This is a genomic window from Wolbachia endosymbiont (group A) of Volucella bombylans (assembly GCF_964026965.1).
Lineage (GTDB): Bacteria > Pseudomonadota > Alphaproteobacteria > Rickettsiales > Anaplasmataceae > Wolbachia > Wolbachia pipientis.
On record NZ_OZ034717.1, the window covers coordinates 398000 to 418719 of the forward strand.

General features: G+C 34.4%; 15 protein-coding genes and 1 pseudogene. 5 read left to right on the plus strand and 11 right to left on the minus strand.

Annotated features, from left to right (window positions below; genetic code table 11):
- Positions 1–29: 29 nt before the first annotated feature.
- The 3 genes and pseudogenes from AAGD51_RS02060 to AAGD51_RS02070 all read right to left on the minus strand — a co-directional run bounded on the left by AAGD51_RS02060 (position 30) and on the right by AAGD51_RS02070 (position 2154).
- Positions 30–1041, minus strand: a protein-coding gene (locus AAGD51_RS02060) for an IS630 family transposase (protein WP_236514338.1) whose coding sequence is annotated in 2 segments (ribosomal slippage) — positions 30–578 and positions 580–1041 — 1011 coding nt in all. Because the reading frame shifts where the segments join, the coding sequence is not laid out codon by codon here.
- A gap of 83 nt (positions 1042–1124) precedes the next feature.
- A pseudogene (locus AAGD51_RS02065) lies at positions 1125–1205 on the minus strand (TIGR02217 family protein); the annotation flags it as partial.
- A gap of 190 nt (positions 1206–1395) precedes the next feature.
- Positions 1396–2154, minus strand: coding sequence for a DsbA family protein (locus AAGD51_RS02070; protein ID WP_236514514.1), 759 nt, complete (start codon positions 2152–2154; stop codon positions 1396–1398).
- Between the two features lie 426 nt (positions 2155–2580).
- Between AAGD51_RS02070 and AAGD51_RS02075 the strand changes: the two genes are divergently transcribed.
- The 3 genes from AAGD51_RS02075 (at position 2581) to AAGD51_RS02085 (ending at position 6454) form a co-directional block, all read left to right on the plus strand.
- Positions 2581–4461 (plus strand): DUF3857 domain-containing protein, encoded by a 1881-nt coding sequence (locus tag AAGD51_RS02075; RefSeq protein WP_236514513.1) that lies wholly within the window; start codon positions 2581–2583, stop codon positions 4459–4461.
- Between the two features lie 47 nt (positions 4462–4508).
- On the plus strand, positions 4509–5987 hold the full coding sequence (locus AAGD51_RS02080) for a UbiD family decarboxylase (RefSeq protein WP_077188460.1): 1479 nt from the start codon (positions 4509–4511) through the stop codon (positions 5985–5987).
- Between the two features lie 290 nt (positions 5988–6277).
- Positions 6278–6454, plus strand: coding sequence for a hypothetical protein (locus AAGD51_RS02085; RefSeq protein WP_179945710.1), 177 nt, complete (start codon positions 6278–6280; stop codon positions 6452–6454).
- 322 nt (positions 6455–6776) lie between these two features.
- Here AAGD51_RS02085 and ubiA read toward each other — a convergent pair whose 3' ends face one another.
- The 5 genes from ubiA to AAGD51_RS02110 all read right to left on the minus strand — a co-directional run bounded on the left by ubiA (position 6777) and on the right by AAGD51_RS02110 (position 15105).
- On the minus strand, positions 6777–7634 hold the full coding sequence (gene ubiA / locus AAGD51_RS02090) for a 4-hydroxybenzoate octaprenyltransferase (protein WP_077188461.1): 858 nt from the start codon (positions 7632–7634) through the stop codon (positions 6777–6779).
- Between the two features lie 3 nt (positions 7635–7637).
- Positions 7638–8036 (minus strand): ribosome-binding factor A, encoded by a 399-nt coding sequence (locus tag AAGD51_RS02095; RefSeq protein ID WP_006279769.1) that lies wholly within the window; start codon positions 8034–8036, stop codon positions 7638–7640.
- A 9-nt stretch (positions 8037–8045) separates the two neighbouring features.
- Positions 8046–10370 (minus strand): translation initiation factor IF-2, encoded by a 2325-nt coding sequence (gene infB, locus AAGD51_RS02100; protein WP_341810482.1) that lies wholly within the window; start codon positions 10368–10370, stop codon positions 8046–8048.
- Between the two features lie 9 nt (positions 10371–10379).
- Positions 10380–11951 carry a transcription termination factor NusA gene (gene nusA, locus AAGD51_RS02105; RefSeq protein ID WP_006279771.1) on the minus strand — a complete coding sequence of 524 codons (1572 nt, stop codon included), beginning with the start codon at positions 11949–11951 and terminating at the stop codon, positions 10380–10382.
- An 88-nt stretch (positions 11952–12039) separates the two neighbouring features.
- Entirely contained in the window at positions 12040–15105 is a 3066-nt protein-coding gene (locus AAGD51_RS02110) for an efflux RND transporter permease subunit (protein ID WP_320157274.1), read from the minus strand.
- A gap of 175 nt (positions 15106–15280) precedes the next feature.
- On the opposite strand from AAGD51_RS02110, the gene AAGD51_RS02115 reads away from it, so the two are divergent.
- On the plus strand, positions 15281–15904 hold the full coding sequence (locus tag AAGD51_RS02115; protein ID WP_236514509.1) for a hypothetical protein: 624 nt from the start codon (positions 15281–15283) through the stop codon (positions 15902–15904).
- Between the two features lie 9 nt (positions 15905–15913).
- Here the strand turns inward: AAGD51_RS02115 and AAGD51_RS02120 are convergent, their stop codons facing one another.
- Both AAGD51_RS02120 and AAGD51_RS02125 read right to left on the minus strand, forming a co-directional pair.
- Positions 15914–16651, minus strand: coding sequence for a glutamine synthetase (locus AAGD51_RS02120; RefSeq protein ID WP_006279775.1), 738 nt, complete (start codon positions 16649–16651; stop codon positions 15914–15916).
- Positions 16652–16757: 106 nt separating this feature from the next.
- Positions 16758–17590, minus strand: a protein-coding gene (locus AAGD51_RS02125; RefSeq protein ID WP_236514306.1) for an IS5-like element ISWpi1 family transposase whose coding sequence is annotated in 2 segments (ribosomal slippage) — positions 16758–17221 and positions 17221–17590 — 834 coding nt in all. Because the reading frame shifts where the segments join, the coding sequence is not laid out codon by codon here.
- A 306-nt stretch (positions 17591–17896) separates the two neighbouring features.
- On the opposite strand from AAGD51_RS02125, the gene dnaA reads away from it, so the two are divergent.
- A complete protein-coding gene (gene dnaA / locus AAGD51_RS02130; protein ID WP_341810484.1) occupies positions 17897–19279 on the plus strand; it encodes a chromosomal replication initiator protein DnaA in 1383 nt (460 codons plus the stop codon).
- A gap of 27 nt (positions 19280–19306) precedes the next feature.
- On the opposite strand, the gene AAGD51_RS02135 is transcribed toward dnaA, so the two are convergent.
- Complete coding sequence (locus AAGD51_RS02135) at positions 19307–20581, minus strand: metallophosphoesterase (RefSeq protein WP_006279778.1); 1275 nt, start codon at positions 20579–20581, stop codon at positions 19307–19309.
- Positions 20582–20720: the final 139 nt, after the last annotated feature.

The window sequence follows — 20720 nt, forward strand, 5'->3', positions numbered from 1 at the left end:
AGTTTCCGGACAACCTCTAATACCAATTCTCATTGTTGTCCAGTCAAATAGGAAACATTGCAGAGTTGTTTAATTGTGGAGCTGGCAAGAGAAGTAATAAATTTGCACAAAGCACCCTCAAGTAGAGCAATTGTATCGTATATTTTATTGCGCAAAATGTTCTGTTTTATATATAACCAAAGCCTCTCAACAGGATTTAGCTCAGGTGAGTATGGAGGTAGGTATATAATGTCGATATTTTTAGGTACCTTTAAATTTTTTGACCTATGCCAACTAGCACAGTCCATAACGAGAAAAGCCTCTCGTGTTTCTAGATATTGCGAAATTTGCTCAAGAAATATGTTCATGCAATCAGTGTTGACATTTGGTGCAAATAAGCTAGAACTCTCTCGATTTCTAGGATTAACTGCACTATAGAGATAGAAATTTTGCCTACCTAATTTTGTTTTAACCTGTGTTCTAATCCCCTTTTTAAACCACCCATGTCCAACTTTTGAATGTGTGCCAAACCATGATTCATCAAAGAAAAATAGCTCTTTTTCTGGATACTTGCTAATAGCTCCATTGAGATTTTTTTTTGAATTCCTCTTGTTTGCTTTTATCTTGTCCATTATGAACTGGTCTTGGTGTAATATATGAGAATTTCATCTTTTGCATATGGCGGTGTACTGTAGATTTGCTGATATTTAATCCGAACTTTTCCTGGATTCTTATTCTCATTTCTTTAATGGTGATATTAGGATTTTCTTCTATCCACTCTTCAATTTGCTGTAGTTGAGCCTGATTTAATTTAGTTTTTCTACGACGTTGTGAAGGAGCAAACAGTTTTTCTTCTCTGCCAATTTTCAAGAGTTTTACCCACGAAGTTAGTGCGCTTCTTGAAATGCAATATATTTTTGCTACAGCCGTTATACTGTACTTTTTTGCTGCAATTACAGCATTTAGTTTTTTTGAAACATATGCATTATTCCTTACTTTCTTCAGCATTTCTTTTGCTGATTCTACTACTTTTTCATCCAATAATTTTGATCTTAATGCCATTTAAACCTCGCTATTTTACTTACTTCAGTATGGCTTTTCTTCCATCATTGTCCATCTGTTTGCCCTGTAATGGGAATTGGTATTACAACGTCAGTGGAAAATTCCGGTCCTCCAGTGGAACCATAAGATATATTTTCTGGAAATCTAATTTCTGTGAATGACATATGTCCTCCTGAGAAAGTAAAATAGTTTGGTTGAAGAAAATGTTGTAATTTGAAAGCGTTTCACATAGTAAATGACGCCATGGAAAGTGGATGAGACCACTGAGTTAAACTGCTGTCATACCCACAATTACTATACTCAGGTTCATTTGAGTTGTCAAGCAAAAAAATAAAATTTTATGGCAAATTGAAACTAGCCTTGCTTGTGACTTAATTCATCTACTTTTTTGCGTAATACATTCAAATCAGTTGCTCCTACAAACAGGCTATCTCCAATTATTAAAAAAGGTGTACCACCTACTCCCAAATCTCTTACTAGAAGCCTACTGTTGTTTATCATTTGCTCAATTTTGTCCGCGTTATCTTTTATGGAATCATTAAAATCGTCCTCATCAATCCCTATGTTTTTCACTATATCCAATATGCTTTCGTCTGAAAATTCTCCTTTGTGACTTAAAGCAGCATGGTGAAAATCGAAATATTTTTCTTTATCGAGAAAATAGACAGCTAAAGCACTTTTTGCTGCCTTTAAAGAAGCGTTACCAAGTATTGGAGCATCCCTAAAGATATACTTAATTTTGCCGTCGTTAATTAACTGCTTTATATCATTCTTTATAGCTTTGCAATGTCCACAAGAATAGTCAAGGAAGCCTACAGCTATAACACTACTATTTTCATTTCCGGAGTAAGGATAAGTAAGGTCAAATATTTGATCCTTGTATTGTGAAATTTTACTTTTGGTTACATTATCTCGAGCAGCGTAACTACTTTTAATCGACTCCTCTTTGAGAGTTTTTATGATCTTATCAAAATTTCTACTTATATAATTATCTAATTTCTCACCTATATAATCATCGTTTAGCATTTGGCTGCGATTTGAGAGCCAATTATTTATTATCGGCAAGCTTGCTATTGCTATTATTAAAATTAATAAAAACGATACCCTAGACATACAATTTATTTAAAAACCTACAACATAAAACTTTTAGTACACATTTATCTGTATATTAAAAGAAGCATCTAATGTTAATACATAAAAACATTTGTATCAAGTGTATTTTATAGCCAATTTTGCTGCAAGTACAAACTTTACGTACAATGAAACTCAAGCACATTACCACAAAGTTCATCAGAAGACTTGGTGATGAGGGTGGTGAAACATTTTGGTAGTTGATTATCTTATAACTGCCATGTATAATGCTAACAAACGCGGCGATAAATATTGGTAAAAAAAAGGAAATAGCCATTCTAGGAAGTAAGCTTCTCTTTTTCCCATTTGCTGAGTTTATTGCAGTGTATGGTCGCGTCGTGTGGGTGTAATAAAACAATTTTTCAGTCAATATGCCGATAATTTTAAATATTCTATATGAGTGTCATAATGAAATTTTTAAAAACTCTTTTTAACTTAACATTGTTAGTGTTTTTTATAACTCCTCCAGTTGAAGCAAGGTGGACTAAGTATGAAGATGCTCCCATTGAGATCAAAATTTCTAATAGTACCATTAATATTAATGGGGATGGTACTTATGAATTAGAATCAGAACTCCAAGCAAAAGTACTCAAGGAATCTGGGCGTAGTGCATTCTCCCCATACAGTCTTATTTATAATGGTGATAGTGCAGACCTCACTATTTTAGAAGCTAAAACAGCTTACAATGGGAGGGAATACGTAGTCGCTAAAAACATGATAGAGGACAAGGCGTTGGCTAGTCCTCAAGGTTTCGATCAGCTAAGGCAAGTAACCATATCATTTCCTAAAATGACAATTGGTGCAGAAGTATATCTAAAATATAAACAAATTCATAAAAAAGTTCCTATTGATAATTTTTATGGTTTGCACTTTTCTTATTATGGGCGGTATTTTCAAGCAGAGAATACTAAAATCAATTCTGAGTTGCCTCTAGAGATTAGAGTGAATGATCCAAGAAACGTATTAAAGATCGCTGAGGAGAAAAAGAATGGTGTACATTCTATAAGCATTACTTTAAAAAAGGCAATTTATGAAGGTTTGATAAATGAGCCACATAATGGAATATTGAATTTTAAGCACAATACTTGGGTATCACTGTCAAGCCTATCTAAATGGGAGGATTTAGCAAAAAAATTAGCTCCTGGATATTATAACGTCATTACTCAGCCACTTCCTACAATTTTTACGGCCATAGCAGAATCTGCTGCCAATGAGAGTACTGATGAAGAGAAAATTAACGTTGTTACTTCTTTGTTGAATGAGAAAATTCAATACACGGGAGATTGGCGTACAGTGTCAGGACGATTTTTTCCAAGAGATTTAGAGAAAATTGCTGATTATCAAACTGGAGATTGTAAGGATTTTTCTGTTAGTACGGCTGCTATTTTACAAAAACTTGGTTACAGAGTTCAACCTACTCTAGTTATGAGAGGAATTACTAGCATTCCTAATTCCGAAGCATTACCTAATCTGGGTAATTTTAATCATACGATGCTCAGAGTAACAAATAAAGGTGGAAAAATATATTGGATTGATCCGACTAATAAGGTTAGTATGGCACAAGGTATTTTTCCAGATGTTGCTGACAAAGTTGCTTTAGTATTGGATTCTAAAGAAGTTAGCTACACAAAAATTCCTGCTGTACAAGCTGAAAATTCAAAAATTATATCCCATAGTGAATTAACTATACAAGATAATGTTGTAAACGAACGTGGTCAGCTTACTATGCAAGGGGAGTCAGCTATGAGCTTAGCAAGTGCTGGATTATATTACTCAAACGAGCAGTTAAGAGATTCTGTTTTTTATATAATTAGTGGGGTATATCTTAATGAAAAAGAAAAGAAATTCTTAGAATTGCCTGATCTTACTTCGCGTAATGTAGAGGATCTTACAATTAAGTATGAATTACAACAAAAAAATAAAGTTTTTAGGACGAACCTAGGACTTGTTTTAACTTTAGAAAATAATTTGCTTAATGGTGTCGTAAATACAGTTTCTGACCAAGTGTCAGACATTTTTATAGGTACTCCTCATACTCGTGAAACGCATACGGTAATAAAAGACATTGCGATTAAAAACTGTGCAGAATTGAATTTTGAAATAAATTCTCCATGGTTATATGTAAATAGGTCATGTAAACATCAAAATGGCAGCACAGAATTAAATGATATAGTAGCTATACAGAAAAGCTTTATTACCAATGAAGAGTTAAACACTACTGAATATAAAAACTTAAAAAGCGAGCTGGAGAATAATTTTTCTAGAGCCTCTATAATAATAAGTGAATAGGTTGTGCTGGGAAAAACACTTCTTAAAAGACTTAAAATCTTTAAAATATGTACAACAACTTACGTGACTTCATTAAAGCCTTAGAGGAAAAAAAAGATCTGATTAGGATTAAGGAGGAGGTTTCAACTGTTCTTGAAATGACAGAAATTCACCGCAGAGTTTTGTCAAACAAAGGACCAGCTATCATCTTTGAAAATGTTGTCACAGAAAACGGCAAAAATTCGATTCCAGTTTTAGTGAATTTATTCGGTACTATTGAAAGAATTGCCTTGGGACTGAACATAAATCCTGGTGAGCTAAGAGATCTTGGTAAACTTTTAGCATTTTTGCAATCACCTGAGCCGCCAAAAAACTTTAAAGATGCTATAAAAATGTTTCCTTTGTTGAAAGTCGTGTTATCGATGCGAAGTAAAGTCGTGAGCAAGGCTCCATGTCAAGAGGTAGTGCTAACCGGAGATGAAGTGGACCTAAGTCTACTGCCCATTCAAACATGCTGGCCAAATGAACCTGCACCACTTATTACCTGGCCAATTGTGGTAACGAAAGGACCCACGAAAGAAAAGCAAGATAATTTTAATCTTGGAATATATCGTATGCAGGTTATAGATAAAAAAACAACACTAATGCGTTGGCTTGCACATCGTGGTGGTGCAGGTCACCACAAACGATGGAAAGAGAAGGAACAAAATATGAAATTTCCTGCTGCTGCTGTGATTGGTAGTGATCCTGCAACGATTATTGCTGCGGTAACTCCAGTGCCAGAAACATTGTCAGAATACCAATTTGCTGGACTACTGCGAAAGAAGCCGCTTGAGCTTGTAAATTGTAAGACTGTTCCACTTCAAGTACCAGCTCACGCGGAAATCGTTCTGGAAGGCTATGTGAGTTTGGATAGCTATCAAGACGAAGGGCCATACGGAGACCACACTGGCTACTATAATTCTGTTGAGCAATTTCCTGAGTTTAATATTACTGCAATTACTATGCGCAAAAATCCAATTTATCTCAGCACTTTCACTGGCAAGCCACCTGATGAACCATCGATTCTTGGTGAAGCACTCAATGAAATTTTTGTGCCCATTCTTATTAATCAATTTCCAGAGATAGTGGACTTTTATCTGCCGCCGGAAGGTTGCTCATATAGAATAGCGGTAGTGTCGATAAAAAAATCCTATCCAGGGCAGGCAAAAAGAATTGTTATGGGCATACTTTCTTTTCTAAAGCAGTTTTTATACACGAAGTTTATTATCGTTGTTGATAATGATATAAATGTACGTGATTGGAAGGAAGTAATGTGGGCAATGTCAACGAGGATGGACCCTGTGCGTGATACAATCATGATAGAAAGTGTACCTATTGATTATTTAGACTTTGCTTCCCCTGAAAGTGGACTTGGAGGTAAAATGGGATTTGATGCGACAAATAAAATCCCGCCTGAAACCAAACGAGAATGGGGAAAGAAAATTAAAATGAGTGAGGAAATAGTAAGAAAAGTCACGGAAAAGTGGGAGGAATATATGGACTAGACTTCTTGCATAAAAGCAGAAAAAAGTTTGGCGTTTTTTATAATGCCGTAATTAGCATTAACTGATAATTGTGATTTAAGTTCGTCACAGTGCCCTTTTTTTGTCATCCTATAGCTATACCGCCGCGGTATCTCTTAGCCGCTAACAAGTAGTGGGATGACGAGCTTATCGTCATCCTGCCGCGAACCGTCATACCGCGATTCATTCGCGGTATCTCAGCCGCTAACAAGCAGCGGGATACTTAGGGATGACGGTTGTTGTTTAGCTGTAAATATTAAGAAATTTACCAAATGAAAAAAAAGGCAAAAGAAGCCCTGGGGTTATTATCCGCTTTAAAATATTGGCGTTTTTTATGTTTTAAACGCTTGACAAGCGAGATTCAGCCGCTTTTAATTGCAACTAACTTACGCTGCAAATGTTTAAGAAATTTACTAAGCAGAAAAAAAGACAAAGAATCCCCGAGTTAGCTAGTCTTTTACTATCTCTGTCGAGTATTGGCATTTTTTGATGTCTTGTAACGCTTTATAAGCGCGTTCAGCTTATTTAGATAAAAATCTAGATGTAGATGAAGTTTTGTAAAGACATACAGTATCTATATACTGCAAAAAATTGAACATAAGACGCCGATACATTAAGTAATCCTTACCTTTTAATCTGCAGATTGGCGAAAGCAAATACAATAGCTTCAGTTTCATGATAAGAGGGCTGGCGGAGTTTGTCAAGCAAGTTTTTTTGTTTCTGCGGGCTACCTGAGTCTATTGATTTCATTAGAGCCGAAACTCTTGAGACCTAGGTGATAATTCTATCTAAAAGAATGCCGAAAAAGAGCAGCAACCCTACGTAGGAGTTATTTTTAAATATGGACATGCATTGACTGGGATCGTCAGGATTGAAATTTTTGTATTGGCGGTGAAATATGAACCCTACAGCAAGTAGAGCAATATAAAAAATGTTATTTAATGATGATAAAATACCAGCATATAGCCACGTCATAAGAGATATTAAATAAAATCTTTTCAACCAAGATTTTGTTGTATCACCAAAATATAATGCGGTAGATTTCATCCCGAGTTTTTCATCATCTTTTTTATCTTGATGGGCGTATATGGTGTCATAGCTAAGTGTCCAAAAGACGCATCCTATATAAAACAGCAAGGATTCTATACTGATCTGGTTTGTTATTGCTGCTGAGCCCATGAGCGATCCCATATTGAAGGTAAACCCTAAGAACAATTGTGGCCACCAAACATACCGCTTTAATAAAGGGTAAGTAGCTATCATACACATTGAGATTATTCCAAGTATGAGTGTAGTTTTATTAGTTAATAATAAGATTACCAGGGCAATAGACAGTAACAGTGAAAGTAAAGCTAAAGCCTGCTTTATGTTTAATGCACCACTTGCAAGTGGCCTATATTTTGTTCGTTCAACGTGCGCATCTATTTCCCTATCGAAAATGTCATTGATTATGCACCCTGCGGGTCTCATTAAAAATGCACCTATAGTAAACAAAACAAGGAGAAAAAGAACCTGATACGATAGAGAAGTTGAGGCTAAAAGAATACCGCTCAAACTGGGAAATAGCACAAGCCACAAACCCGTTAAACTGTGCAACCTCATTAATGAAAAGTAACGATTGAAATGCATTAATTAAGTGTGATTATGTAATATTTTGCTTACATTAACAAAATTATCGAACGCTAAGTCAGGCTTGAAAACTAGTTCAGGTATAAATCGCAAATCAACATAACACAATATAGATTTACGTATTGACCATGCAGATTGGTTCATTTCATTAACAACAGTATTAATATCACAATTATTCTCAGAAGGATCTCCAGTGCGTCTTTTTTCTGGATCTAAGTAGTCAGCTACTTGAATATTCAATGAAGATAACACAATATATACATCTGCTTTTTTCAAATCTTTACTTAATTTTACGTCAGATACCGCTACATTTTTATTGAACACCTTACCTTCCATTAGGACTCTTGATATCGCTCTATGCAATACCGATGCTATTTTTAGGTTTCTAATTTCCTTTTTCATATCCAGCTACTATAATACCCTTTCTTCTTGCACTAATTGATAAGCTTCTAAAATATCTCCAACTTTAATATCGATATTACCCTCTAGTGATACTCCGCATTCAAAGTTTACACCTACTTCTTTAACATCATCTTTAAATCTACGTAGTGCTTTTAACTTTCCTTCATGCACCAATTTGCCACCACGCATTACCTTAATTAAAGAATCTTTTCTTATGACTCCATCACTTACGTAACATCCAATGATATTACCAGCTTTAGATACGTTAAATATTTGCCTCACAGATGCAAAGCCAACACGAACCTCTCGTGTAACAGGCTTTAACATTTTAGTTAAATACATTCTCATGTCGTCAATGAGCTCGTATATTATGTTATAAGTATGTATTTCTACACCTTTTTGTTTTGCCAAGTCCCTTATTTTTGAATCCACTTTTACATTAAAAGCTAAAATTACTGCACTTGATGCTTCTGCAAGCAGCACATCTGAATCTGTTATCCCTCCTACTGCTTTGTGTAGGATATTTAATTTCACTTGGTCTTTACCGAGTTTATCAATTGAACTTGATATTGCTTCAATAGAACCAGTTACATCGCACTTTAAAACTACAGATAGTTCTTCTGTTTCGCTGTTATTACGACTGAATATATCTAAATTATTGTCGCCCAAATCTTCTTTCTTTTTCTTGATTAACTCTAGCCTGTATTCAACAATTTCACGCGCCTGCTTTTCAGAATTTATAACAACAAATTTATCTCCAGCATTTGGCACACCATTTAGACCAGTAATTTCAATTGGAGCGGAGGGTAGTGCTGCTTTTTCTCTTTGACCGAGGTGATTAACCATACTACGTACTTTGCTGTATGTTGTACCAACTACCAATATATCACCAACCTTTAACGTTCCTTCCTCAACTATCAATGTGGCTGATATTCCTTTCGCTTTATCTATTTTGGATTCTATTACCCATCCAAGTGCTCGACAATCTTCTATTGCTTCTAGCTTCATTAATTCAGCGATTAACAAAATCGTCTCTTCTAGTTTATCTAAATTAGTTTTCTTTTTTGCTGATACTGGCACAATCATAACATCACCACCAAGCCCTTCAGGGATGAGATCATATTGAGGCAAACTATTAATTATTTTTTCTACATCACCAGGCTCAGATTTATCAATTTTATTAATAGCAACTATAATGGAAACATTTGCTGCTTTTGCATGATTTATTGCTTCAACTGTTTGTTTCATGATTCCATCGTCAGCTGCAACTACTATTACAACTATATTAGTAATATTGGCACCACGTGCACGCATCGCAGTGAACGCTTCATGTCCTGGTGTATCAATAAAGGTAATTTTTTGCTTATCTTTTGTCGTTATTTGATAAGCACCTATGTGTTGAGTTATGCCACCTGACTCTCTTTCTGCAACATTAGATTCACGAAATGCATCGAGCAATGAGGTTTTACCATGATCGACGTGTCCCATAAAAGTGACGATTGGTGGTTTAGGTTTTTTAGGCAGGCTTTCTCTGCCTTCTATAAAAAATAAATCTTTTTCTCTGTTGGTATCGCTCACTCGTTTAGCCATATGATTAAATTTTTCCACTATTTCACATGCTATATCTGGATCCACCAGATCATCTACTCTATAACTCTCACCGACTTCTTCTTTGAACATTTTTAGCACACTCTTGCTATCTTCTGCCATGCGAATAGATAACTCCCTGATAGTTATTTTGTCTGGTATAATAACTTCTCTTGATATATTTTTACCCTTGGTAAACTTTGACTTTCTACTTCTTATACCAAATCTTTGCTTAAATACAGGGGGTTGTTCAGTTTTTTCATCTATTGCCTGTGCAATTACCAGTTTAGAATGCTTAGAATATATATCTTTGTTGACTTTAGAAGACTTTTTATCGTCGCCCTCATAGTCAATATTATCTTCTTTTAGTTCAACTAAGTGAGTATCACTTAAAACTTGCTTATTTATTTCTTTAGATAAAGTGTCCGCTTCATTTTTCTCGTCAATCTCTTTATTGCTGTCTTCTTTTGCTGTTTTCTCTTTTTCTTCTCTCTGATTTTTTTCTTTCAGCAAAGCAGCATTCTGCACAGCATTAATGCGGAAAATTTGTTCTTTCTCTGTTAAAGAACCTAATTTACTCTCGTCAAATAAATTATGTTCTTCTGCATCATGAGATTTTTTTCTTCTTTTTTTTACTATTGTAGCTCCAGTACTTGGGCTAGTTGAAGAGTTTAAATTGAGGTCTAATTTAAGCTTGCTTAAGCCTTGGAGCGTTAATTTTTTATTACTGATATCTTCATTATTCATATTATTTTATTATATTAACCCAAGCTTTTTACGTGCTTCTATGATTATTGAGTCTACTGTATCTTTTAGGTTTTCTGAATTCATCTTATTATCAGCTGAGGAAGAGAGTATGCTGCAAAACTCATAACTTGATAAATCTGCTATGTCCTCTAAAGTCTTAATATCATGTTTACTAAGAGCAATTTTATTGTCTATTGATAAAGTTAAATTGATTACATCATCTTCCATACCTAGACTTTTTAGCTCTTCTATTTTTCTATCATTTTCTGCTTTCAGATACTTGTTTGCTCTATTGTGAAGTTCGTTTGCAATATCCTCATTAAAGCCCTCTATTGAAGCAAGCTCTTTAATTGAAGCGCTGGATATATCTTCTACGCTTGAAAAACCTTCTGTCACCAATAGCTGACCCATAATCTCTTCTAAGTTTAAAGCTTCAGCAAATAAAGCTGAACATTGACTAAGTTCTTTACTTCGCCTTTCTGATTCTTGCTGAGTGCTTAATATCTCAATTTTCCATCCAACAAGCTCTGAAGCTAATCTTACATTCTGGCCCTTTTTTCCTATAGCTAAACTCAATTGATCTTCAGCAACTATTAATTCTATGCAATTTTCATTTTCATCAATAATAACCTTCGATACTTCTGCAGGAGTAATGGCTTTAATAACAAATTGACCCAAATCTGAGGAGTAATTTATAACGTCAATTTTTTCACCATTTAATTCGTGTATAATGGTTTTTATTCTATCTCCCTTAACTCCAACACAAGCACCTACTGGATCAATGTTCTTGTCAGGAGAGAAAACAGCAACCTTAGACCTTGAGCCGGCGTCTCTAGCTATACCTTTAATTGTTACTAACCCATCAGCAATTTCTGGTATTTCTTGATTTAATAATGCCTCTAAAAAGCCTTCATGAGTCCTAGAAAGAATAATTTGACGTCCATCATCAGAGCGCTTAACAGTCTGTATATAAGTTTTAACCTTATCGCCTTCACGAAATGATTCACCACCGGTTAAATTTCGTAATGGAAGATATGCCTTAGTGCCATTTATGTCTATAATAAGATCTGAATATTCTACTTGTTTAACAATACCATACCTTATTTCTCCCACCTTATCTTTAAATTCCTCATATTGCTTTTTTGACTCTTCATCTTTAATTATTTGAGCAATTTTTTGCTGGGCAATTCTTGCTGAAGCAAGATCAGTGTTAAGAGAGAGTAATTCACTAACAGTATCTCCAATTTTTGCATCTTCTTTTATTAATTTAGCTTGTGTCAGCGTAATTGATTCATACTCAGTATTCTCTTCTCTATTTGATTCGTCATCAATAACTTTTAGTTTTCTGTATGAAGTAACTTTGCCTGTGTTTCTATCTATATTAACTACAATTTTACTTTTGCTACCATATTTTTGATAAGCCACTGCTTCTATAGCACTTTCTAGTGCCTTTATTACAACATCAAAATCTAAACCTTTTTGAAGTGAAAGCTCTCCTGCTGTTTTTATTACATCAAGGCTTCCAACTATGTTATTCTTGTTACTTTTCTGCTTAACACTGCTTTTACGATTAGCAATCATAATAAATAAATCCAATGTAATTAGTTATAATTATAGCTCCAACGGGCAAAGAACACTATCTTAAATGTTAAATGATTGCTAATTTAAGTCAAGTTTTTTCATGTCTTTGTATAACAAGCAACGCAGGAGTAAAGAATAAAGTTAAAACCGTTGCAACCAATATTCCACTTGCTATGGTTGTTGAAATGTCAACCCACCACTGGCTTGATGGAGCATCATATGTGATTTGTAGCGTAAAAAAATTGATATTTAACCTGGTAATCATCGGTATTAAACCAAGAACTGTGGTTGCAACGGTAAGCAATATTGGCCTAACGCGAGAAATTGCAGCGTTTATTACACATCGCTTGATGTCATTTTTGTGTACCTTAATTTGGTGATGAAAGGCATCAAGTAATAGTATGTTATTATTCACTATAATTCCCGCCAAAGCAATTATCCCCACTCCACACATAACAACTACGAAAACTTGTTGGATAAGAAAGAAAACAAAAAACACACATGTTGTGGATAAAAACACTGCTGTCATTACGATAAATGTATGGTATACATTATTAAACTGTGTCACTAATACCAATATCATTAGTGTAATCGCTAATATAAAAGCCTTTAACAAAAATGCTCCTGATTTTTGTTGATCTTCTTTGTCGCCTTTAAAATCAATTTTTACTCCCTTGTCCCAATCCTGGGCAATAGAATTCTGAATGAACTTTACTCTTTCATCAACAAGATAGCCAGTATCAACGTCAGCAGAGATTGTCACTATGCGTAATCCATCAATCCTGTTTAGTTTGTTTACCTTTTTTTCGGGAGCATATTTTACTATATTGCTCATAGGATACGGGCCATTAACTGTATTGATAAAAAGATTGTCTATAGTCTTCATGTTGCGATCCTTTCCAGGGAAACGGAGTACAATATCGATTTCTTCATCCGTGTTATTTGGTCTATATTTTCCAATCAACACTCCATTTGTAACCATCTTTATAAAATCGCCAATGGTTGCAACACTTACTTCAGAGCTTGTAGCCTTACTCTTATCAACACTCATATTCCACTCTATTTCAGGTGCTGATCTGCTATCTTGAATATTTATAAACCCGGATGAAGGTTGGTTCATAATTTCTAGAATTTTCTCTGCTGCTAAATTCAAACTGGATACACTCCCGCTGAGGTTAATTTGTATTGGCTTGTCAGCCGACGGTCCTGGCTTTTCCTCTTGAACATTAATTATTATTCCTTTCATGTCTTGCACACTGCTCCTTATATCATTTAGTATGTGCTTAGCTTTGCGCCTGAAGCGCCAATCCATAAGTTCTAGTTGTATTCTGGCGATAACGTTGTCTGAAAATGCTCCTGATCTAGCATAAGAAACATGAATTTCTTTTTCAATGCTCAAAATGCGTTCTTCCACTTCTTTGAGTATCAGATCTCGTTCTTTGGCTGATAAGCTTTCTTTTGCTTTAACACTGATTAAAATATTATCTGAATCCACTTTCGGAAAAAACTTTACTCCAGGACCAAAAGTAAAGTACAGCACACTAAATGAAAACAAAACGAATACAGTAGCACATACGAATTTTTTAGGATTATCCAAAACCTTCTCTAGCATGCGTACGTAAGCTCTTATTATAGGCCCAGCATTTTTTATTTCACCACTTTCTATAGCACTCATTTTTTTTATTTCTTTTTTTGAAGTTATCGAAGGCTTACCAAATATTGCACCAAGTGTTGGTATAAAAACCAAAGCCATAATGAGCGATCCAGTCAAAGTTAGAATTATTGTAATTGGTATGTACTGCATGAATTTACCAACAGTATCAGGCCAGAATAATAGAGGAAAAAACACTGCTAATTTAGTTAACGTTGATGATAGAACCGGATAAAACATATCACGAACTGAAGTGTAAAAAGCTTCTACTTTATCCATTCCGCAGATCATCTTTCTATCGGCATATTCGCTGATCACAATTGCATCATCAACCAGCATGCCAACAGCCATAATTAAACTGAAGAGCACAACGATATTTAAGGTTATACCCATAAAGTAAAGAGCTATTATCCCAATGAGAAAGGAACCGGGTATCGAGAGTGCCACAAGAATAGCAATCCTTGTTCCCATAGAAAGCATCATTATAATCAATATTAACAACACAGCAAATATTATGCCGTTTTCCAAGTCATCAAGCACATCGCGGACGTTTTTTGACTGGTCGTTTAAGTACACCACTTTTAAATTTTCAGGTAATTGATCTTTTGCCTTATCCATTAAGTATTTTACTTGATTTACTGTGTCTATTATGTTTTTTCCGTTACGTTTTGAAATTTCTAGCATGACACTAGGTAATCCATTAATGCGAGCAAATCCTTGGTGATCCTCAAACCTAGGGTATACTTTTGCTATATCTTTGATTCTCAAAACTGCATCGCCTTGAGATCTAATAGGAATATTCATAATATCTTCTATATCTTTTAATAACCCTGATATTTTAATCGAATATTTACCGGCCAGTGACCCAGCTCCCACTAGTCTATTATTGCTTGATATAGCTTGGAATATTTCGTTTGATTGAATGTTATATTTTGTTAGAACTGTGGGCTCAATTATAACTTCCACTGTTTCTTTACGAATACCTGCCACTTCAACTTTGAGAACATTTGGCAGAGATTCTATTTCTTTCTTTAACTTGCGTGCTATTTCAGTTAAGGCTCTTTCTGGCAGATTACCAATTAAGCCAACATTTAATATGGGAAATAGACTCAAGTTTATTTCATTTATTATTGGAGATTCCGCTTCAACAGGTAACTTCGATTTTATGTTTGAAAGCTTTGAACGGACATTATCGAGCACTTCTTTATTATCATACTCTGTTCCAAATTCGAGTATCATGTGAGCACCATCATTAGTTGCAAAAGCTCTCAATTCTCTTACACCTTCGATCGATCTTAGTTCATTTTCTATAGGAAGCACTAATAGCTTTTCACTATCTTGAGCAGAAATCCCAGGAAGTCCAACAAACACGCTGATTATAGGAATCTGTATATCAGGATTGCTTTCCCTTGGCATTTTTACATAAACGTATGAACCGAAGATAAAAATTACTATAAGTAATAATACCACCGCCCTGTTTCGCTCTATGAGTAAGCTCTGCATGTTGAATGTTAGCTGAATATGTGTGTTTGTACAATATTATAGTCGAGATACATTGCATATTAATTAATCCTTGTGTAGCTTTAAAACTTTATGCAAATAATTAAAATTTTCGCAAAATTGCAAGTATAAGAAAATTCCTGTATAATAATTCTAGAACAGTATTTGAGAGGTTATTATGGTGGCAATTCTAAATGTAACAAAAGGCAAAAATAAAGTTATTGTGTCTGGATTAGCTGGAGCTTTATCAGCTTTAATATTTTTAACAGCAATCCACATTGCCGCAAAGATAGCCATTATCGTTTCTGCTGCTGCAGTTACTTACTTATTACTTTCGCTGATTCATAAAATAAGAACTAAAGCTGAAATTACTCGTGTTTCAGGAGATAAAGTTTCAGAAGATGAAGGTGAAGAAAAAGATACCGTAAAAGAACCAAAAAGAACTGAAACTGAGCTAGAAGAAGAATTAAAAAATAAAAGAGCAGAAGAAGAAATGAAAAATGGACTACCTAAACATATGGATTTCAAAGGTAATTCACTTTCTAAAAGCGCTGATACTAAAGATAGTCATTCCGTTTCTAGTGCTACAAATATTGTTATGGAACCTTTACCTAAACACATGGATGCGCTTGGTAATCCACTTCCTGAAAGACCAAGTGCAAATATTAGTATAGAATCTAAACCTGAGAGAAAACTATCTCCTGCAGAGTGGCTATTACAGTGCGGGAATGTAAATAATGATGTGAGGGAAGTGCTAAAACAGCCAATTATCCAACAGCCATTTAACGGGTTAGGGTTTTAGATGTAGTTGCTATATCAAACTCTCCATCTTATATTGAGGATCAGATGCAATGCCATACACTCTATTTGGCGGAGCAATTTTGTTCTCTATACCAAAAACTATACCTTCAATTATTGCTGTGAGTACTTTTTCAAGGTTGCAATCTGCTCCAGGAACACGGTGCTCTAGGCGGCATCTTTTGGAATCGTTGCCAAAATAGGGAATTCTTATTGCAGCAGTTCTGTTATTTATTCCCCAACTAATCGTAGTTGGAGTGTGAATATCCGGGTACTGAAATCTTAAATATGAATCATCATTTGGAGCAAAAAACAACATATGTTTTTTCATCATTGCACATAATCCACCAATACTATGAATCAGATAGTCACTGTACTTTTGCTCATTGATATAAAATAAGTTATCGTTATTTGAATTCACGAGATTAACATGCACATTTAATGCACTGCCTGCTCTATCCAAATAGGGCTTTGCTTTAAAAGAAATATTCCCACCTAGTTTTTGTGCTGTTTCAGTAAGTGATTGTTTTGCTAACTCAAAATGCTTAATTAAATTGTCGGAGTTCGTATAACAACCACTTTTTATCTCATACTGATGTGTAGAATTCTCCTTCTCGCAAGAAAATTCAAGAGATGCTATTTTATTTTTGATGCTATTCAGAAATAAGTATTCTTTTTCTATTCCTTCAATGTAAAACTCTAGTTCAATACCGAATACAGCATAACAACTCAAATTACTTAATATAATCATAAATTTGCTTCAGTAAATCTATATTAGGTTAGCTATATTTATATGAATACTTTACTTATTTGCCAGTAAATTTAACATCTTAGAGGTTGTCCGGAAACTAGTAAATTCAAGCATATTCCCTCTTTAACATAACCCTACTCATAGCTAGGTATATGAAATTCTCAGTGGATGTTGTGAGTAAATCATACTCCTTCGATAGCCTTCTATTCCTATTAACCCAAGCAAAAGTCCTTTCTACAACCCATCTTCTTGGCTGTACTTTAAACCCTTGTTCTCTTGTTGGTAGTAGCTCAGGTGGCGTATCTTTGTGCACCCAAAATCTACATGGAGGCCTTGTAACAATTTCAATATCTATGTCATATTCTTCCTTTATGTGATTCTTTAAATTTCTTCCTTGGTATCCCATGTCAGCCCACATTTTTTTAACTTTAGTATATTTTGTTCTCATATTGTTTAATGCTATTTTAATACCATCTCTATCATTTTCGTTAGCAGCGCCTACGTAACAACCTAGTATAAAACCCTGAGTGTCTGTAATTATATGCCTTTTTCTACCCTTTACTTTTTTACTTCCATCATAGCCTTTGATCCCCCCTTTTCTGTAGTCTTTACAGATTGACTATCTACTATACAGGCACTCGGCTGCTCATTCCTTCCTATTTTTCTTCTACTATATTTTGTAATTTCATAATTCATTTTCTCAAAAATTCCCTGCTTCTTCCATTGCCTGAACTGCTCATACACAGTCTTCCATAGCGGAAAATCATTTGGTAAATACCGCCATTGACACCCTGTACGCAATACATAGAAAATTGCTTCTAATATTTCTCTTTTGCTATACTTTGGCGGCCTTCCTCCTTTCTTGTATGATACTCTGAAGTGTTTTTCTATTCTTGCCCATTCCCTTTCGCTTAGATCTGTTGGATACTTTTTTCTCATCTTTACCCCGTACTAAAATTTCAGATATTATAGCCTTTTACTTGTTTCCGGACAACCTCTTATTTATACATAATGTATTACTGTTTTTAATAGCATGCTTCTAATCCTCGATACAAGCGACATTTACAAATTTTTCATTTTTTTGAAATAAAAATGATCAATTTTAATGTTTTTATACCCTTTACAACCCATCAAAAAATCACCATAATTTTTAGTATGTATTAAGTAGTATTAGCTTTTCATTTTGCAGTAAGCTATTGATTATCTTGTATTTTTCTAATTATTGCTTTTTTCTTGGTGTGGTATATGAACTTAACTAGCCCTAAGGTTTCTACTATGTTTTTTGATCAGGTTATTACAGTAACGGATCACAATGTTACTTGGGAAAAAATCCAAAATTGTCTTTATAATCTTTATGGAGAAGCAACATATAATAGTTGGCTGAGTTCACTAAAATTTGTCAGTAGCAGAAATGGGGAAGTTCTTTTATCCGTGTCAACAAGGTTTATAAAAGAGTGGATTACAGTTCATTACATGAAAAAAATATTATCATTATGGCAAAGCGAAGATAAAAGTATACGTTCTATTGATATTCAAGTAATTGAGGAGAGGAATTCAAATTTTAATGTTATACTAAAAAACAGAGAGGAAAGTAATCATAATCTTGGTTCGCCGCTGGATCCAAGGTTCACCTTTGATAATTTTGTAGTGGGAAAGCCAAATGAATTAGCATTTACGGCGGCAAAGCGTGTGGCAGAATCTATAGATCCAATATTAGGCAGCAATCCTTTGTTTCTATATGGTGGAGTGGGACTTGGTAAAACACATCTAATGCATGCTATAGCTTGGCACATAGTCAATTCCCCATCAGCAAAAAGAAAAGTGGTGTATTTATCAGCAGAGAAATTCATGTACCAATATATTACAGCGCTGCGAAGCAAAGATATTATGTTATTTAAAGAGCAATTTAGATCAGTAGATGTATTGATGGTAGATGATGTGCAATTTATCAGTGGTAAAGATAGTACACAAGAAGAATTTTTTCACACTTTCAATGCATTGATAGACCAAAATAAACAATTGGTTATATCAGCTGATAGGTCTCCTAGTGATCTTGATGGAGTGGAAGAAAGAATAAAATCACGACTCGGTTGGGGGTTGGTGGCAGATATTAATGAAACAACTTTTGAATTAAGGCTTGGTATATTGCAGGCAAAAGTGGAGCAGATGAATATGTATGTTCCGAAAGATGTCCTAGAGTTTTTAGCAAGGAACATAAAATCTAATATAAGAGAATTAGAAGGAGCATTAAATAAGGTTACCCATACCTCATTAATTGGAAGAAGTATGACGGTAGAATCAGCTAGTGAAACCCTAATCGATCTTCTTAGGTCAAATCATAGGTCAGTCACAATAGAAGAAATACAAAAGAAAGTAGCTGAATTTTTCAATATAAAGGTTGCAGATATGCAATCCAATAGAAGGCTTCGCAGTCTTGCAAGGCCAAGACAAATAGCTATGTATTTTGCCAAAAAATTTACGCAAAAAAGCCTACTAGATATTGGGAGAAACTTTGGTGGCAGAGACCATGCTACTGTTATACATGCAGTAAAACAAGTAGAAAATTTTATAAAGACCGACTCAAAATTTGCTGATGAAATCAATCGATTAAAAAAAATGTTTAAGTAGCGTTTTTAAAATAGCTAATAACAAATCCTAAAATGAATCGACTATAGTTTTAATCCGTTTAAGTTTAAAATCTTCTGTTAGCTTCGCAGAATACATTTCCTTATTGTGTTGATTATAGAAGGTAAATTCGTGATCATCTAAATTTAGTATTGCAAAGCCAAAGCCAAAAAAGTTTCTAACCTCGTGTGCTAAGTAGTTTTTACCATTTAAATAGTCAAATTCTACATTTTGATAAACAGATTCTTGATCTTGAGCGTGTAATGATGCACCACCGTTTCCAACTATAATTTGGTCTGGAACATTATCCATTAATAAAATCTGGGCTATATGAATGTGGCCAGAAACTATGGTAGTAACATTGCTTGGAAATTTATCTCCAAAAGCTTCGATTTGTGTAAGATTACCATGGCTTTTTAATGTCAAAAATTCTTTTTTTGGAGATCTCCAAAGCGGTTTATGAGTTAAAAACCACATGGGCTTGTCAGAACTATTTTGTATCAATTTATCAAATTGCCTCTCAAAAGCATCAATTGTGCTTTGGGTTGTAAAAATATCCTCACCGGATGAAGAGTCGAAGATAAAAAATTTCATCGGTCCAGCATCTAAGGACCAACTAGAAACGAAGTTTCCACATTTTTCAGACGAAAAGGGGTATGAATCTAGATACCTGAACCATCCTTCATAAGCTCTATCACAACTCTCATGGTTTCCACGAACAAAAAGGAAAGGGGATTGTGATAAAATATCCTTTGCAGGCTCAAACCAATCAGCGTACCAAACTTCTTTATTATATCCATAAATATCGCCACACTTTTTTGTATTTCTACATTTTGTTTGTCTATAATGATAATCACCAACATGGATAATTAAATCTGGTTTATGAAGGGCGATTGAATCTAAATTTTTTTTTAAAGGCCAGCTATCTACCGAATTACATTCCTGCTGAAATAACATATTTATTCTACAGCCCGTGTCACCAATGAAAGCAATTTTATTAACCTTTTTTGGTAATATAGGAACCCGTAGATCCTCAATACTAATGTTTTTGGCACTTGTTTGTACTGTCAGTTCACAAACTGTTTCGTTATGATCACCATTGTTAATTGAGCTGCGATTCAGCATTTCTGTTTCCTCGCCATCAACATAAACAATGGGACACATGTCATTGTCCGTAATTGCGCGTATGCTTAGTTTATTTTCTGGGATAACTTGAGACCATGTGTATAATATTTGTGCATGGACGAAATGAAAGCTAGTTATAAGAGAGAGAGCTAAAAAAATAAAGATATTAGCTATATTCATTTGTATAAAAACCTAAGTTAAAAATTAGTAGTAAGGTTATCTTAAATGATTAAAATTTATAATCACAAAATTCATAATCAAATTATACAAACAATTTCTAAATTATTCTAGTATCAGATTGACACTCTAGATGAAAAAT